The sequence below is a fragment of the Stappia taiwanensis genome (assembly GCF_014635285.1).
GTDB lineage: Bacteria > Pseudomonadota > Alphaproteobacteria > Rhizobiales > Stappiaceae > Stappia > Stappia taiwanensis.
The window spans coordinates 199,188-216,166 of record NZ_BMCR01000005.1; the positions used below are offsets into that span (position 1 = coordinate 199,188).

The 16,979-nt window shown below is 65.7% G+C and carries 11 protein-coding genes; 6 read left to right on the forward strand and 5 right to left on the reverse strand.

The window, feature by feature from the left end; all coding sequences use genetic code 11:
* Positions 1-76 precede the first annotated feature (76 nt).
* The 4 genes from IEV83_RS13520 to phnE all read left to right on the forward strand — a co-directional run bounded on the left by IEV83_RS13520 (position 77) and on the right by phnE (position 4,425).
* A complete protein-coding gene (locus IEV83_RS13520; RefSeq protein ID WP_181759827.1) occupies positions 77-1,396 on the forward strand; it encodes a peptidoglycan DD-metalloendopeptidase family protein in 1,320 nt (439 codons plus the stop codon).
* A 176-nt stretch (positions 1,397-1,572) separates the two neighbouring features.
* A complete protein-coding gene (gene phnC, locus IEV83_RS13525; protein WP_181759826.1) occupies positions 1,573-2,436 on the forward strand; it encodes a phosphonate ABC transporter ATP-binding protein in 864 nt (287 codons plus the stop codon).
* Positions 2,437-2,479: 43 nt separating this feature from the next.
* Positions 2,480-3,484, forward strand: a complete 1,005-nt coding sequence (phnD, locus tag IEV83_RS13530; protein ID WP_181759825.1) for a phosphonate ABC transporter substrate-binding protein — start codon at positions 2,480-2,482, stop codon at positions 3,482-3,484.
* A gap of 128 nt (positions 3,485-3,612) precedes the next feature.
* Positions 3,613-4,425, forward strand: coding sequence for a phosphonate ABC transporter, permease protein PhnE (gene phnE / locus IEV83_RS13535; RefSeq protein WP_181759824.1), 813 nt, complete (start codon positions 3,613-3,615; stop codon positions 4,423-4,425).
* A 133-nt stretch (positions 4,426-4,558) separates the two neighbouring features.
* Here phnE and prfB read toward each other — a convergent pair.
* The 3 genes from prfB to IEV83_RS13550 all read right to left on the reverse strand — a co-directional run bounded on the left by prfB (position 4,559) and on the right by IEV83_RS13550 (position 9,826).
* Positions 4,559-5,690 (reverse strand): peptide chain release factor 2 gene (prfB, locus tag IEV83_RS13540; RefSeq protein ID WP_181759823.1). Its coding sequence is split into 2 segments (ribosomal slippage): positions 4,559-5,620 and positions 5,622-5,690, totalling 1,131 coding nucleotides; the frame shifts between segments, so codons are not numbered across the junction.
* Between the two features lie 137 nt (positions 5,691-5,827).
* Complete coding sequence (locus IEV83_RS13545) at positions 5,828-8,266, reverse strand: penicillin-binding protein 1A (protein WP_209003174.1); 2,439 nt, start codon at positions 8,264-8,266, stop codon at positions 5,828-5,830.
* 282 nt (positions 8,267-8,548) lie between these two features.
* Positions 8,549-9,826, reverse strand: a complete 1,278-nt coding sequence (locus tag IEV83_RS13550; RefSeq protein ID WP_209003154.1) for an N-acetylmuramoyl-L-alanine amidase — start codon at positions 9,824-9,826, stop codon at positions 8,549-8,551.
* Positions 9,827-10,517: 691 nt separating this feature from the next.
* Here IEV83_RS13550 and IEV83_RS13555 point away from each other — a divergent pair.
* Complete coding sequence (locus IEV83_RS13555) at positions 10,518-13,361, forward strand: Rne/Rng family ribonuclease (RefSeq protein ID WP_181759820.1); 2,844 nt, start codon at positions 10,518-10,520, stop codon at positions 13,359-13,361.
* A gap of 118 nt (positions 13,362-13,479) precedes the next feature.
* On the opposite strand, the gene IEV83_RS13560 is transcribed toward IEV83_RS13555, so the two are convergent.
* Together IEV83_RS13560 and IEV83_RS13565 are read right to left on the reverse strand one after the other, a co-directional pair.
* A complete protein-coding gene (locus IEV83_RS13560) occupies positions 13,480-14,076 on the reverse strand; it encodes a hypothetical protein (protein ID WP_181759819.1) in 597 nt (198 codons plus the stop codon).
* 98 nt (positions 14,077-14,174) lie between these two features.
* Positions 14,175-15,335: a pyridoxal phosphate-dependent aminotransferase gene (locus IEV83_RS13565; RefSeq protein WP_181759818.1), complete on the reverse strand. Its 1,161-nt coding sequence runs from the start codon at positions 15,333-15,335 to the stop codon at positions 14,175-14,177.
* 268 nt (positions 15,336-15,603) lie between these two features.
* Here IEV83_RS13565 and IEV83_RS13570 point away from each other — a divergent pair, with 268 nt between their 5' ends.
* Complete coding sequence (locus tag IEV83_RS13570; protein ID WP_244628190.1) at positions 15,604-16,938, forward strand: M48 family metalloprotease; 1,335 nt, start codon at positions 15,604-15,606, stop codon at positions 16,936-16,938.
* The last annotated feature ends 41 nt before the right edge of the window (positions 16,939-16,979 follow it).

A 16,979-nucleotide genomic window follows, 5' to 3' on the forward strand; every position in this document is an offset into this window, starting at 1 on the left:
GCGTGACCTTTCGCGCTAGGCATCATCCGGAATGGGGCTGAAGAGTATGACGGAACACGGTGCACGATCAGACAGGGTGTTCGGCAAACGCAAGGAACCGCATCGGGTCATCATCGCACGCGGCGAGACGGTTCGCTCCTTCACCATTTCCCCCTGGTTCGCCGGCCTTGCCACTGGCGTCGGCCTGTTATTCGCCGTCGGGTATATCGGCGCCACCGCCTATCTGGTCCTGCGCGACGACATCATCCAGTCCTCCGCCGAACGCCAGGCTCAGATGCAGCTTTCCTATGAGGACCGCATCGCCCAGTTGCGCGCCAAGGTCGACCGGCTGACCAGCCGCCGGGTGCTCGAGGCCCAGTCCATCGACGAGCGGCTCACCGCCGTGCTCAGCCGACAGCAGGATCTGGACAGCCGCCAGTCCCGCGTCGCCTCGCTGATCGAAAAAGCGGCAAAGACCGGCATCCGCGTTGCCATCGGCAACCCCATGCCGCAAAGCAAGCCGGACCGACCCGAGGGTCTCCTCGCCTTTGGCGCAGGTACTGACACCGGCGACACCGGAATCGGTGGCATGCCCGAGCCCATCGACCTGATGCCGGACCTGCAATTGCGCGGCAGTCAGGGCGCGCAGCCACCCGCCACACCGGTCAACGCTCCAGCCGCCCCTTCGACCGCAACCGCCGAGGACAAACGCGCCAGCCTGATCGAGGACGTGTCCGGTTCCCTTGCACGCATGGACACGGAAGCGAATCTGGCCCTCGAGGTGATTGCCACCTCTGCCGAACGCGATCACGCGGCCATCGTCGGCGCGGCGGATCGGCTCGGTCTGCGCCTTGCCGGCATGCCCGCCCGCACGGCAACGGAAGGCACCGGTGGCCCCTTTGTTGCGTTGACCGCCGAAAACGGCTTCGACGCCCGGTTCGAGCGTGCGGAACGCGCCCTTCTCGCACTGGAGAAGGTCAAGCAGGCCGCGCGCGGCATTCCCGTACGCAGTCCGATCGCCGGCGCCCCAATCTCCTCCTCCTTCGGTCCGCGCCTCGACCCGTTCATGGGACGGATGGCGATGCACACCGGCACCGATTTCAAGGCGACCCGCGGCACCCCCATCCAGGCCCCGGGCATGGGCAAGGTGGTTTTCGCCGGCCGCAATGGCGGCTATGGCAAATCGGTGGAAATCGAGCATCCCAGCGGGGTCGTCTCCCGCTTTGCCCATATGAGTCGGATCGCCGTCACCAAGGGCCAGACCGTCACCGCCCGGGACACGATCGGTTATGTCGGCTCCACCGGACGCTCCACCGGTCCGCACCTGCATTACGAAATCCGCATCGGCGACAAGCCGCTCAATCCCGCCCGTTTCCTGACGGCCGGCGAGACGATCACCCCGATCATCGAGAATTGAGCCCGCCGCTTGCAGGCTGACGACCAGACGGCGCCCCATGGGCGCCGTTGGCATTTCCAGCGCTTGACGACGCAATCGCACGCCTCCGGGTCCCTTGCGCTCCCGGTTCAGCGGCCTCTGTCATCTGGCTGCAACACTCCTCCCTTACGTCGGCGGCGCAAGGGAGAACACAGCACATGCCAGCAATCGAAGCCCGCTCCGTTTCAAAAGCGTTCGAGCGCAACAAGCCGGTCCTCAACGATGTCTCGCTGTCGATCGAGGATGGCGAGATGGTGGCCCTCATCGGTGCCTCCGGCTCGGGGAAATCCACGCTTCTCCGGTTGATCTCGGGTCTGGAAACCATCGACCGTGGCAGCGTCAGCACGATTTCCGTGTTTGATCGCACCGTCCAGGCAAGCGGTGGCCGCACCACCGAGGCCCGCCGCATCCGCCGCGATGTCGGTGTCATCTTTCAGCAATTCAATCTCGTCAATCGCCTCAGCGTGCTGCGCAACGTGCTCGCCGGACGCCTGGGCAAGACGCCCTTCTGGCGCGGCACCCTCGGCCTCTTCACCCGCGCCGACCGCATTCGCGCCCTGCAGGCACTGGAGCGGGTCGGCATCATCGACTTCGCCCACCGCCGCGCCTCGCGCCTGTCCGGCGGCCAGCAGCAGCGCGCGGCGATTGCCCGTGCCCTGACCCAGGAAGCGCGGCTGATCCTCGCCGATGAGCCGATCGCCTCGCTCGATCCGGCTTCGGCCGACAAGGTGATGGGCACCCTCGCCCGCATCAATCGCGAGGACGGCGTGACCGTGGTGGTGTCGCTGCACCAGATCGACCATGCCTTCCGTCATTGCCAGCGGATCATCGCCCTGAAACGCGGCACGCTGGTCTACGACGGCCCGGTCAGCGGCATCAGCCGCGCCGACCTTGCAGCCCTTTACGACAGCGACACGCTGTCGACCGCTGACATGCCCACAGGCCCGAGATTGGTCGGGCATGGCGGTGCGGCACCCGAAGCCGCGCCGAAGGTGGCCGCCCTTGCGGTCGCGAACGCGTGAGCCCGGACGGCGCGCGTCAAAAGATTCAATCAGGAGAAAACCCATGTTGAAGAAAGTCCTTGTGGCAGCGGCTTTCGCGCTGTCCGCGACCGGCATCGCCCAGGCTGAGGAAAAGGGCGCCCTGCCCGAGACCATCAACTTCGGCATCATTTCCACCGAAAGCGCCTCGGTGCTGGAGAAGAACTTCCAGCCCTTCCTCGACGACATGTCCAAGGCGCTCGGCGTCAAGGTCAAGCCGTTCTTCGCCTCCGACTACGCTGGCGTGATCGCCGGCATGGGCGCCAAGCAGGTGGACCTTGCCTGGTTCGGCAACAAGTCGGCCATTCAGGCCGTCGACAAGGCCGGCGGCGAAGTCTTCGCCCAGACCATCAAGGACGACGGGTCGCGCGGCTACTACTCGCTGCTGATCACCCAGAAGGACAGCCCGCTGAACTCGCTCGACGACGTTCTGAAGTGCGACAAGACGCTGACCTTCGGCAATGGCGATCCCAACTCCACCTCCGGCTTCGCCATCCCCGGCTATTACGTCTGGGCACTGAACGGCAAGACCCCGGAAGAGTGCTTCGCCCGCGTGACCTCCGCCAACCATGAAGGCAATGCGCTTGCCGTTGCCTCCGGCCAGGTCGATGTCGCCACCAATAACACCGAAAGCATCTACGCCCGCTTCGCCAAGTCCAAGCCGGAAGCCGCCGCGAAGATCAAGGAAATCTGGCGCTCGCCGCTGATCCCGTCCGACCCGATGGTCTGGCGCGCCGACCTCTCGCCCGCTGCCAAGGAGAAGCTCTACTACTTCTTCATGCAGTACGGCCGCTTCGGCGACATGGAGAAGGTCGCCCGTGAGCGCAAGATCCTCGCCGGTCTGTCCGATGGCTGGGGTCCGTTCCTCGCCTCCTCCAACGCCCAGCTGCTCGACGTGCGCCAGATCGAGGCGTTCAAGGCCAAGCTGAAGGCCGAGGCCTCCGGAGATGCCGAGGCGATCAAGGCCGCCGATGCGCTGCTCGCCGATCTGGCCGAGCAGGCCGAGATCGTCGGCAAGGGCGGCTACTGAGCCAGCCTGACGGGAGACCGGCCCCGCATTGGGGCCGGCACCTGATACCGGAATATCCGGGCCGCAGGCACCCCTGCGGCCCGTCTGCCAAGGGGAAGGAAACGAACATGATTGCGGATACGGGCCGAATGACCGCCGAAGCCGCTCTTTCGGACGCCGTGCGCGCGCAGATGCAGCCGCGCTGGTCGAACATACTGCGCCTTGCCGCCATCACCGGCGTGATCGTCGTCCTGCTGGCCCTGTCGTACTATCCGGCGGAAATCAACAACTGGACCCGACTGCTCAAGGGCAACGACTTCCTCGACGGGATGGTCGCCCAGTTTCTCAATCCGGATTTCGCCGATCTCGATCTTTATCTGAGCAAGATGCTGGAGACGGTTCAAATCGCCCTTTGGGGCACCGTGCTGTCGGTGATCTTCGGCGCCCCGCTCGCCCTTCTCGCCTCCAGCAACATCGCCCCGGCCTGGGTCGTCTTCCCCATGCGCCGGCTGATGGACGCAAGCCGCGCCATCAACGACCTGGTGTTCGCAGTGCTGTTCGTCGCCGTCGTCGGCCTGGGCCCGCTGCCCGGCGTGATGGCCATCTTCGTGCACAATCTGGGCATCATCTCCAAACTGTTCTCCGAGGCGGTCGAGGCCATCGACGAACGCCCGGTGGAGGGCATCCGCACCACCGGCGCCAGCCGCATCCAGGAAATCCTCTACGGCGTGATCCCGCAGGTCATTCCCCTGTGGTCGAGCTTCTCGCTCTACCGCTTCGAGACCAATGTGCGCTCCGCCACCGTGCTCGGCATCGTCGGTGCCGGCGGCATCGGCTTCACCTTCAACGAGGCGTTCAAGGGTTTCCGCTTCGAGGAAGCCAGCGCCATCATCATCGTCATGGTGCTGACGGTGACGGTGATCGACATGATCTCCAGCCGCCTGCGCAAGATGCTGATCTAGCACCGATCGCACTGGGACGGCACGCACCGAACCCACGGGCCGGAGGCAGCGACGCCCCGGCCCACAAACGCAAAAAACGGCGGCCTCCTTGCGGGGGCCGCCGTTTTCGTTTCCGTCGCCTGGTCGGGTCGCCCTACTCGACGTCCTCGACCTCCTCCGGCGCGCCGCCGAAGGCCCGCTGGGCAAGGGTCGCTTCCATGAACTTGTCGAGATCGCCGTTCAGAACGTCTTGCGGGCTGGTGCTTTCGACCCCGGTCCGCAGGTCCTTCACCAACTGGTAGGGCTGCAGCACATAGGAGCGGATCTGGTGCCCCCAGCCGATCGAGGTCTTGGACGAGGCTTCCGCGTTCGCCTGCTCCTCGCGCTTTTGCAGCTCCAGCTCGTAGAGCCGGGCCTTTAGCATCGACCAGGCGGTAGCCCGGTTCTTGTGCTGCGACCGTTCGCTCTGACACTGCACGACAATGCCGGTCGGTTGGTGCGTGATGCGCACGGCCGAATCGGTGGTGTTGACGTGCTGCCCGCCGGCGCCCGAGGCGCGGTAGGTGTCGATGCGGCAGTCGCTCTCGTTGACGTCGATCTCGATGGAATCGTCGATCACCGGATAGACCCAGGCGGAGGCAAAGCTGGTGTGTCGCCGCGCCTGGCTGTCATACGGCGAGATGCGCACCAGACGATGGACACCGGATTCGGTCTTCAGCCAGCCATAGGCGTTCTCGCCCTTGACCTTCAGCGTCACCGACTTGATCCCGGCCTCTTCGCCATCGTGGATTTCAAGCACCTCGACCTTGTGGCCATGCTGCTCGGCCCAGCGGGTGTACATGCGCAAAAGCATGCTCGCCCAGTCCTGGCTTTCCGTGCCGCCGGCACCGGCGTTGATTTCCAGATAGGCGTCGTTGCCATCGGCCTCGCCGGACAACAGCGAAGCGATCTGACGCTTCTGGACATCGCCGCGCAACGCCTTCAGCGCCGTCTCGGCTTCCTGGATGACGTCCTTGTCGCCCTCCATTTCACCGAGCTCGATCAGCTCCAGATTGTCGCTCAGATCGGCTTCCAGCGCACGCACGCCGTTCAGCCCGTCATCGAGCTGCTGGCGCTCGCGCATCAGCTTCTGTGCCCGCGCGGGATCGTCCCAAAGGGTAGGATCCTCGGAGGCGGCGTTCAGTTCATCCAGACGGGAAATTGCGGTATCCCAGTCAAAGATGCCTCCTCAGCAGGCTTATGGCCTGCTTGATTTCGTCGACAACGGCCTCGGTTTCGGCGCGCATCGCAACTCCCCTTGTTGGTTGGTGCGGGAATGGAATGGCAAATCATCGGCCGACGCGAAGCGCGGCCCGGCTGCGGACCATAGTGGAAGGTCCGCAGCGCTGTAAACCGCCTTGACGGGCAAGGCGTTGACCGGGGCTCAGTAGAGCCCGCCAGTTCCCGTCATCACCGCTTCGCCCGCTTCCGGCGAGACCGTGCGCGGGATGCCCACGTCGTTCTGGAAGCCGATGATTGAATACTCGTCCGGCGGTGCCGTGCCCGGCTTGAAGGCCTCCAGGATCGTCCCCGGAGCGCCCGCCGAAGCGCGCAGGCCCGTGCGCCGGTTGATCGGGATCAACTGCAGCCCACGCGGCACCCGGAACTCGACCGGCGGGGTGTCCGCCAGCGCTTCCTTCATGAAGTCGATGAAGATCGGCGCGGCGATCTGACCACCGGTGGCACCACGGCCCATCGGCTTGGGCGTGTCGTAGCCGACGAACACACCGACCGTCAGATCGGGCGTATAGCCGACGAACCAGGCGTCCTTCTCGTCATTGGTGGTGCCGGTCTTGCCGGCGACCGGACGGCCCAGCTTCTTCACCCGGGTCGCGGTGCCGCGCAGCACCACGCCTTCCATCATCGAGGTGATCTGGTAGGCGGTCATCGGATCGAGCACCTGCTCGCGATTGTCGATCAACTCCGGTTCGCTCTGCTCCGCCCAGTGATCGGCGATACAGGCATCGCAGATCCGTTCTTCATGCCGGTAGACGGTCTTGCCGTACCGATCCTGAATGCGGTCGATCAGCGTCGGCGTCACCTTGCGCCCGCCATTGGCCAACATCGCATAGGCGGTGACCATGCGCAGGACAGTCGTCTCGCCCGCGCCCAGCGACATGGACAGCACCGGCATCATGTCGTCGTAAATGCCGAACCGCTTGGCATATTCGGACACCAGCGGCATGCCCATGTCCTGCGCCAGCCGCACGGTCATCACGTTTCGCGACAGCTCGATGCCAAGACGCAGGGTCGAGGGACCATAATACTTGCCGCCATAGTTCTGCGGCCGCCAGACCGGCAGGCCCGGCCCCTGGCTCAGCTCCAGTTCCGCGTCCATCACCACGCTGGACGGGGTGTAGCCATTGTCGAGCGCGGCGGCATAGATGAACGGCTTGAAGGCCGAGCCGGGCTGGCGATAGGCTTGGGTGGCGCGGTTGAACTCACTCTGGGCGAAGCTGAACCCGCCGACCATGGCCAGCACGCGACCGGTGAACGGATCCATCGCCACCAGCGCGCCGGACACCTTGGGGAACTGGCGCAGTTCGTAGCGCTCGCCCAGCTTCTCCACATAGATGACATCGCCGGGGGTGAGCACATCGGTCACCTTCTTGGGCGCGCGGCCCTTGACCCTGGCCCATTTCACGCCCTCGAACGGCAGGGTTACCCGGACGCGTTCGGTCGACAGGGCACCGCTGACCAGCTTCTCCGGCTGCAAGCCGACTTCCGCCGCCTTGTCGGACACGGACAGAACGACGCCAAGCTGCCATTCGGGAAGATCGGAGTAGGACTTGGCCTTGGCCAGCGCCTCGCCCCAGTCGCCTGCTCCGAGCTCCAGCGTTTCCACCGGGCCGCGCCAGCCGCCGCGACGGCGGTCGAAATTGATCAGGCCGTCCATCAGCGCCTTGCGCGCGATCACCTGAAGCCTGGGGTCGAGCGTGGAACGCACCGACAGCCCGCCTTCATAGAGCCGTTCCTCGCCGTAGATGGCGACCACCTTGCGGCGCACTTCCTCGGCGAAATACTCCGAGGCGAACAGCTGCGAACCGCGCGTCCGCGGCTTGACGTCCAGCGGCTTGGCCTTGGCTTCCTCGCCGGCGGCACTGTCGACATAGCCGTTCTGCACCATGCGGTCGATCACCCAGTTACGGCGAATGATCGCCTGCTCGCGCTGGCGGAAGGGATGGTAGTTGCTCGGCCCCTTGGGCAGCGCGGCCAGATAGGCCATCTCCTCAAGCGTCAGCTCATGCACCGACTTGTCGAAGTAAAGCAGCGACGCGGCGGCGACGCCATAGGCACCGATGCCGAGATAGATCTCGTTCAGATAGAGCTCGAGGATCTCGTCCTTGGTGTAGGCCTGCTCGATTCTGAGCGCCAGAATGGCTTCCTTGACCTTGCGCTCGATCGACACTTCGTTGGTCAACAGGAAGTTCTTGGCGACCTGCTGGGTGATCGTCGAGGCGCCCTGCGGCCGGCGGCCGGTACCGTAGTTGCGCGCGTAGGTCAGCGCGGCGCGGGCGATGCCTTCCGGATCGATGCCGAAATGCTCGTAGAAATTCTTGTCCTCGGCGGACAGATACGCCTGCTTCAGCAGGTCCGGAATGGCCTGGATCGGCAGGAACATCCGGCGCTCACGGGCGTATTCGGCCATCAACTGGCCGTCGGCGGCATGCACGCGGCTCATCACCGGCGGCTCGTAGTTCTTCAGCGCGGTATAGTCCGGCAGGTCCTTGCTCATCTCCTGGAGATAGAGCCACACGCCGATCGCACCGATCAGCGCGAAGACCGCGCCAATGCCGAACAGATAGCCAAAGAACTTGATCAGAAATCTCATATATCCGGCTCGTTGTTTCCGAAAACGTCTGCCACGCCAGTCTCGCCCCGTCGCCTTGGCCCCGTGCCCCTGGCACAGCGACCTCGGTACGATCGAAAAGGTCCCGTTACCCGGCCCCTCACCGGGCCGCCGCCCCTCGGGGTCGCGGCATGCTCACCGCACCACTGCGGCTCGCAGGGTGTCAGCATGCCCCATTCCATCAGCGACCAATATGGCGATGCTGAGGCGTGCGCAACCACTTGCCCCACCTTAACCCATGCGGAAAGGCAAAATTCAGTCCGCCTTGGCACCCGGTGTCACGGAGAGCCGCAGGGCCGCGCTCTTGCCCCGACGCTTGGCGAAATACCGGTCGATCGCCCCGCTGATCGCCGAGGACATCCGCTCACGCCACTCGCGGGTGGTCATCAGCTTTTCATCGAGCCGGTTGGACAGGTAGCCAAGCTCCACCAGCGTCGAAGGCACGTCATGGGCGGTCAACACCCGGAAACCGGCGGAACGATGCGGATTCTTCACCATCTTCGCCGCGCCGCTGAGCTCGCCCACCAGGGTCCGCGCGAACAGATGGGAGAAGGTCTTGGTCTCCTGCCGCGCCAGGTCGATCAGAATGTCGGTCACCACATCCGGTTCGTCGGCAAGGTCGATACCCGCGATGATATCGGAGCGGTTTTCCCGCTCCGCAAGCGCGGCGGCGATCTCGTCACTGGCGGTCTCCGACAGGGTATAGACACCGGCGCCGCGCACCTGATCGCGGCCGATGCGCACCGAATCGGCATGGATCGACACCAGCAGATCCGCCTCCAGCGAGCGGGCGATCTCCACCCGCTCGCGCAGCGGGATGAAGATATCCGTGTCCCGCGTCATATGCACATCGTAGCGGTCGAGCGCGTCGAGCTTCTTCTTCAGGAGCCGTGAGAACTGCAGGACCACCGCCTTTTCCAGCGTGCCACCCGTCCCGGCGGCGCCCGTGTCGATGCCGCCATGCCCCGGGTCGATGACGATCACCGGCCGGTGCTTGACCTTGCCGCCGGCGAGCCGGTCTCCCTTGTTGCCGGGTGTCGTCGCCGATGCCACCGGCGCGGCGGCGGTTGCCTCCCCGGCCTTGGCAAGGAAGGCGGACCGCGAGGTCTTCACCAGATCGAGCACGAACCGCGCCGGCTGCTCCGAGACTGAGGGCAGAACGAACACCTTGTCGACCGCCACCGGCGCGCGCAGGTCCAGCACGATCCGCGACTTGCCCTTGGCGAACAGACCGAAGCGCCAGGCGCCGACGAGCCCCCGCGCCTCGGCGCCCGCACCTTCCGGCAAATCGAATCGCACCTCGGGAAAATCGATCACCAGCCGGTGCGGATCAGCCAGCACCGACACGGTGAATGGCACCGCCTGCGACAGATCCATCACGAACCGGGTCCGGGTGTCATCCCCGGCAACGCGCGCCTCGCGGGCGACCGGCACCGCCGGCCGTGCGGCCTCTTCGGCGCGCAAGCCGACCGTTCCGGCGAAAACCGCCGCGATCAAGGCCACACCGCACAGTGTTCGCGTAAAAATGGTCACCAAGGCACCTGCAATTCGTCTTTCGCCCGATGGCGCCGCCGCCCCTATCCCAAGGGATACCCTTAGGCAAGTTAACCTTTCATTGACAATAGGGCGAGCGGACTGCGAACGGGAAAAGATCGAGTTTGCTTGCCAACACACGTTCGCGCCCGTAAAAGATAGGCAACGGGTCTCGGTTTCGGACATGTGTCGAATCGGGACGTTCTGTTGCCATTGACCGGCGCCCGGCCTGGCCAACTGTCCTCGCGTCATCCGTAATAGATTACGTGACAGCTTGAACCCGGGGTGGGCAAATCCCGCGTGCGTCACTGGCTCGCTCGAACGGTATCAGCCTGCGCATACCCGCAGGGCGTTCGGCCGAAGCCGGGATAAACCGATTTAGGGACGGCCAGGCGCTCTCGGACCAGGCCCGTTCGCAGGTTGCTCCTGCGTGTTGTTCTCGAGGTGTGCCAAACCGGTTCACCGCTGCGAAATATAGTTCAGACAGGCGCTGCAATGACCACATGCGCGATGACGTTCCGACAGGGGACTGAGGCTGGCGACTTCCAGGTCGCCGCCCCCTTTGGGATCGCCGCGCAGTGCGCCACCCCTTCAACCTTCTCATCGAAGAACAGAACGTCCGCCACGTCACGGCTGCATTGGGCAAGATCCCGATGCCGAGCCGGGGCGGCGGTCGTGGAGATCCCCATCAATGGCAAACAAAATGCTGATCGACGCCACGCATCCGGAAGAGACCCGGGTCGTCGTCGTGCGTGGCAACAGGGTCGAAGAATTTGATTTCGAGGCCGCAAACCGCAAACAGCTTCGCGGCAACATCTATCTTGCCAAGGTAACCCGCGTCGAACCGTCGCTGCAGGCGGCTTTCGTCGACTACGGTGGCAACCGCCACGGGTTCCTTGCCTTCAGCGAGATCCATCCGGACTATTACCAGATCCCGATGGCCGACCGGCAGGCCCTCCTCGACGAGGAGGAGGCCGACGAGGCCAGCGCCGAGGAAGTGACCGAAAAGCCCCGCCGCCGTCGCGGCAAGGCGGCCGCGGCCAAGGCCGAAACCGAGGAAGACACCGTCGCCTCGGAAGCCTCGGACAATGGCGACGACGAGAGCAACGGTGCCAACGCTGGTGCGGAAAGCGCCAGTGACGACAATGGCGCCGAAACCGCCACCGACGACAATGACGACAGCGACGGCAACGGTGACGACGACGATGTGGAATCGGTCGGCGCTGAAGATGCGATGGAAGAGGTGCCGCAGCGCGTCCGCCGTCATCGCAAGCAGTACAAGATCCAGGAAGTGATCAAGCGCCGCCAGGTGCTGCTGGTTCAGGTCGTCAAGGAAGAGCGCGGCAACAAGGGCGCGGCGCTCACCACCTACCTGTCCCTGGCCGGCCGTTATTCGGTGCTGATGCCGAACACCGCCCGTGGCGGTGGCATTTCCCGCAAGATCACCAACCCGACCGACCGCAAGCGTCTCAAGAAGATCGCCTCGGAGCTGGAGGTGCCGGAGGGCATGGGGGTGATTCTGCGCACCGCCGGCGCCAGCCGCACCAAGGCGGAGATCAAGCGCGACTTCGAATACCTGATGCGGCTGTGGGAGAATGTGCGCGACCTGACGCTGCAATCCTCCGCCCCCTATCTGGTCTATGAGGAAGGGTCGCTGATCAAGCGCTCGATCCGCGACCTTTACAACAAGGACATCGAACAGGTTCTGGTTGCCGGCGACGAGGGCTACCGCGAGGCCAAGGACTTCATGCGGATGCTCATGCCGAGCCACGCGAAGAACGTCCAGCCCTACAAGGAAGCGACGCCGATTTTCTCCCGGTTCATGGTCGAGTCGCAGCTTGACGCCATGTTCTCGCCGCAGGTCACCCTGAAGTCCGGTGGCTATCTCGTCATCAACCAGACCGAAGCGCTGGTGGCGATCGACGTCAACTCGGGCAAGTCCACCCGCGAGCACAACATCGAGGACACCGCCGTCCAGACCAATCTGGAAGCGGCGGAGGAAGTGGCGCGCCAGCTTCGCCTGCGCGACCTCGCCGGCCTGATCGTGATCGACTTCATCGATATGGAGGAGAACAAGAACAACCGGGCGGTCGAGCGCAAGGTCAAGGAGTGCCTGAAGAACGACCGGGCACGCATCCAGGTTGGCCGGATCTCCCATTTCGGCCTCTTGGAAATGTCGCGCCAGCGCATTCGCACCGGCGTCCTGGAAAGCTCCATGACGCCCTGCCCGCATTGCCATGGCACCGGCATGATCCGCTCGGTCGAATCGGTGGCCCTGCATGTGCTGCGGTCGATCGAGGACATGCTGCTGAAGGGCGTCACGCACAATCTGATCGTGCGCACCACCACCGAGGCGGCGCTCTATATCCTCAACCAGAAGCGCGCGCACCTGTCCGATCTGGAAGCCCGCTTCGGCCTGGAGATCGCCATCGAGGCGGCGGCGATGGAGAACGGGCACCATTACCTGATGGAGCGCGGCGAGCCGGTCGAACCGCGCGAGATCGAGGCCCAGCCGCTGGTGCAGCCGCATATGGTCACGCCGATCACGGCTGACGATCAGGACGAGGACGAGAGCGCCGAGGCGACCGAGACCGAACGTAGCCGTGACGACAGCACCTCCAGCGAGGACGATGGCTCGGGACGCAAGCGCCGCCGGCGCCGGCGTCGGCGCAAGAGCGGCGGTGGGGACGAGGAGAGCCGGCAGGACGCCGCGCGCGACGAGACCTCCGGCGAAGGCGAGAGCGACGACAGCCAGGGCGAAGCCGCTGCGGACAAGAGTGCCTCCGACGAGGATGGCGAAGAAGACCGGGCCCGGCGCAAGCGGCGGCGTGGCCGGCGCGGCGGTCGGCGTGGTCGGCGCGATGGCGAAGGCACCGAGGAGACGAACGAGGCGACCGCCGAGGCGTCAGACACGTCGGCTGAGACGTCGGACGGCGCTTCCGGCGAAGGCCCTGCGTCCGACGCTGCTGCGCAGACCGCGCCGGAGGTAGCTTCCGAGACCGCGGAAACGGCACCTGTGGAGGCCGGTGAAGGCGAAACGGCTCCCGCCGCCCCCGCGCTTACGGAAACCGCTGTTGCCGAGAGCGCGGAACCCGTCGCAGCCTCCGAGAACGAGCCGGCCGAAGCCGCCTCTGCGGAAGAGACAGTACCGGCACCGGTGAGCGCAACAGACGACAGCGCACCGGCCGAGACCGTGGAAACGGGAACGGCGGAAGCGATTGAAACGCCGGCGGACGAACCGGCACCGCTCGTCGCGGCCGAGACCGAGGCCGAGCCCCAGACCGAAGCTGAGCCCGAGGCCGGGCAGACCGAAGCTGGCGAGAGCGAGACGGTGACGCCCGAGGCGGAGCCGGAAGTTGCAGCCGAGGCCGAACCGGCGGTTACCGCCGAGGCCAAGCCGGAGCCGGTCGCGCCGGCCGCTCCCAAGGAGCCGGTCGTCGTCAGCGAGAAGATCAAGGGCGACGGCACCGCCGAGGAGACCGAGGAGACCGGTCCCAAGCGCTCCGGCTGGTGGCAACGCCGCAGCTTCTTCTGATCGCAAGATCACCACAGACAGGGAATGCCGGCCCCGCCGGCCTTCCACCTCTTCGCAAACCCCGTCGCACACGCGGCGGGGTTTGTTTTGCCAAGGACGAATTGGACGTCGCGCCGCCTCAGTCCTGGGCCGGGTGCCGCCGATCATCCTTACGGGGAACTGGCGGCCTCGGCCCTCGGCACGCACCGATGAAGACCGCGCCAATACCCAGAACGGCGGTGAGCATGGCCGGCAGCAGCGCCGGTTCCAGTGCTTCGGTGCGAATGGCGGAATAAAGGCCGAGAGTGCCGCCGAGACAGCCGAGCCAGACCCCCGATAACCCAAGGCGCGCACTCAGCCGCACCGCCACGTCCGGATGATGCGACGCAGCCCGGATCTGCGCCCAGAACTGGAATCCGTCGAAAGGCAGGATCTGCAGCCTCTTGCAGCCGCGCTGGTCGTCCCGGTCGGTGGGCTCGAAACCGCCGAGCCCGTCGCGATACCAGGAGGACATGACAAGCACATCGGTGCCGGGCCGGATGCGAACACGGCCCGCGCCCGGCTGGTTGTATTTCCGGGTGAAGCCGGAATCCATCTCCCGGACCTGGCAGACGACGTTGTAGCCATTGTCCGGATTGACGATGCGCACGAGGCAGCGGGAGGGAAACCCCTTGGCCCAGATCCAGCCGTCGTTGGCCTCGTCCTGCATGGCCGCCCGAATGATGTACTTCGTCATCGCCAGCCCACCTTCGCCGCTCGGTTTCAGGCTAGGGCGCAGGCGAGGAACTGGCAAGGCGCGCCGGGCGAGCCCCGTAGGGTCCCGCCCGCCTCCTGCTATCCCTGACGGGGCAGCCAGTCGCCGAGCCGGTCCATCGCCTCGCGCATGTCCTCATGGGTGCCGGCGAAGGAAAAGCGGATGAAGCGCGTGCCCTGGAACGGGTCGAAATCCGCGCCGGGTGTCGCGGCGATCCCGGCCTCCTCCAGCATTGACCGCGCGAAGGCGGTGCTGTCATTGGCGAAGGGGCGCACGCTGGCATAAAGGTAGAAGGCACCATCCACCGGCAGCATCTCGTCAAAGCCGAGCGCGGGCATCCGCTCCACCAACAGCGCCCGGTTCCGGGCGTAGACCGCCTTCACCGCTTCCAGCTCCTCGGTCGCGGAGAACGCGGCGGCAGCGGCGCGCTGCGACAGCTCCGGCGGGGAGATGTAAAGGCTCTGCGCCAGCCGCTCGATCGGCCGCACCAGCACGTCCGGCACAACCATCCAGCCAATCCGCCAGCCGGTCATGCAGTAGTATTTGGAGAAGCTGTTGATGACGATGGTCTGATCGGAAAACGTCAGCGCGGTTTCCTGCTGACCGGCGAACACCAGCCCGTGGTAGATCTCATCGGAAATGAACCACAGGCCCATGTCCTCGCAGGCGGCGATCAGCGTGCGCAGCGCCTCTGGCGTCATCATCGTGCCGGTCGGATTGGCCGGGCTCGCCACCAGCACACCCTTCAGCGGCGCCTCGCGATGGGCCGCCTCGATCAGCTCCGGCGTCAGGGCCCAGCGGGTCTCGGGGCCGACCTCGATCTCCACCGGCTCGATGCCGAGCGCACGCAGGATGTTGCGATAAGCCGGGTAACCGGGCGCGGCGATGGCGATCCGGTCGCCCGGATCGAAGGCGGCGAGGAAGGTCAGATTGAAGCCGGCGGAGGAGCCCGTCGTGGCGATGATCCGCTCGGTCGGCACCTCGGCGCCGAAGCTGTCGCGATAATACCCGGCAATCGCATCGCGCAGCACCGGCAGGCCGCGCGCTTCGGTGTAGCCGAGCCGCCCGCCATCGAGCGCCGCGCGGGCGGCATCCAGCACCGGCTTGGGCGCCGCCGCGCCCGGCTGGCCGACCTCCATATGCAGGATATGCCGGCCGGATGCCTCCAGCGCATTCGCCCTGGCCAGAACATCCATGGCACGAAACGGCTCGACCTCGGAGCGCTTTGAAGGGTGAGGCATGAAATCTGTCCTTTTCAATCGGCGGCCCCTTGGGCCGGTGCCGGTCAAGCTGATGCCGCATTCGCCCTGTCAAAGTCGTGCCAGCACAGGTTGACCGCCGTCAGGCTGCTCCCTACCCTCCAGCCGAAGCTCTGTCGAGAGCCGCCTATCAAAACGATCGAGACGACAAGGCGCTGCCATGACCCATCGCCCAGCCGCATCGGCGGCCGAAACGCACCCCCGGCGCACCCGAGCGCGGCGGCTCCTCGCTCTTGCCACGGCAGGCGTGATGGCGCTCACAGCCACCATTCCCCCCGCAGCCGCGCAGCGCTCCCTGCCGCTGGTCCGCGATGCGGAGACCGAGGCGTTGATGCGCGACTATGCCGCGCCGATCTTCGATGTTGCCGGCATCGCCCGCTCGCAGGTCGATATCATCCTGGTCAACAAGACCGACTTCAACGCCTTTGTCGCCGACGCCCGGCGCATCTTCATCAACATCGGCGTGATCCTCGACGCGGAAACCCCGGGCGAGGTGATCGGCGTGCTGGCGCATGAGACCGGGCACATCACCGGCAATCATCTGGTGCGCATGCGTCAGGCGCTGGCCAACGCCCAATTGATGGCCGCCCTCGGTATCCTGCTCGGGGCCGGCGCGGTCGCGGCCGGCGCCTCGGCCGGCTCCAGCAGCGCCGTGCAAGGGGGCGCCGGCGCGCTGACCGCCGGAGCCGGCCTTGCCCAGCGGACGCTGCTTGCCTACCGGCGCGGCGAGGAATCGGTGGCCGACCGGGCCGCCATCACCTTCCTGGAAAAGACCGGCCAATCGGCCAAGGGGATGCTGAAGACCTTCTCCCGCTTCGCCGACCAGGCGCTTTTCTCGGCGAAATACACCGACCCCTACGCCCAGAGCCACCCGATGCCGCGCGAGCGCCTCAACGCGCTGGAAACCCTCGCCAAACGCAGCCGCTACTACAACAAGCCGGCGCCCACCGCCCTTCAGGCGCGTCACGACATGGTCCGCGCCAAGCTGCTGGCCTTCACCAGCCACCCGAATGTGGTGGCCCGCGCCTACCCCTCGTCCGACCGGTCGCTGGCGGCCGAGTACGCCCGGGCGGTGGTGTCGATGCGCACCAGGAGCCGCCGCACCAGCGTCAAGATGATCGACGCGCTGATCTCGCGGCAGCCGGACAATCCTTATTTTTATGAGCTGAAGGGGCAGGCGCTGCTGGAATCCGGCAATCCGAAGGCCGCGATCGCCCCCTTCCGCAAGGCACTGTCGCTGCGCCCACGCGAGGCCCAGTTCATGATCTGGCTCGGCTTTGCCCTGGTCGCTTCCAACGACAAGGCCCGCCTGGGCGAGGCGGAAAAGATCCTGAAGGCAGGTCTGCGGATCGACCCGAATTCGCCGATCGGCTATTCCCAGCTCGCCATCGCCCACGGGCGACAGGGCGAAACCGCCGAGGCCGACCTTGCCACCGCCCGCGGCCTGATGGCCCGGGGTGACTTCCGCGGCGCCAAGCGCTACGCCACTCGCGCCCGGAAAAAGTTGAAGCGCGGCACGCCCGCCTGGCTGCAAGCCGACGATATCGTGTCCTACAAACCACCGAAACTGCCGGGACGGTCCTGACCCCGCCCGGCACACCAAAGAAGTCCTCTCGCAATTCCGCG

Coding starts and splice junctions, on each gene's coding strand:
- phnC (WP_181759826.1), top strand. CDS start 1,573: ATGCCAGCAATCGAAGCCCGCTCCGTTTCAAAAGCGTTCGAGCGCAAC.
- phnD (WP_181759825.1), top strand. CDS start 2,480: ATGTTGAAGAAAGTCCTTGTGGCAGCGGCTTTCGCGCTGTCCGCGACC.
- phnE (WP_181759824.1), top strand. CDS start 3,613: ATGACCGCCGAAGCCGCTCTTTCGGACGCCGTGCGCGCGCAGATGCAG.
- IEV83_RS13555 (WP_181759820.1), top strand. CDS start 10,518: ATGGCAAACAAAATGCTGATCGACGCCACGCATCCGGAAGAGACCCGG.
- IEV83_RS13560 (WP_181759819.1), bottom strand. CDS start 14,076: ATGACGAAGTACATCATTCGGGCGGCCATGCAGGACGAGGCCAACGAC.
- IEV83_RS13565 (WP_181759818.1), bottom strand. CDS start 15,335: ATGCCTCACCCTTCAAAGCGCTCCGAGGTCGAGCCGTTTCGTGCCATG.
- IEV83_RS13570 (WP_244628190.1), top strand. CDS start 15,604: ATGGCGCTCACAGCCACCATTCCCCCCGCAGCCGCGCAGCGCTCCCTG.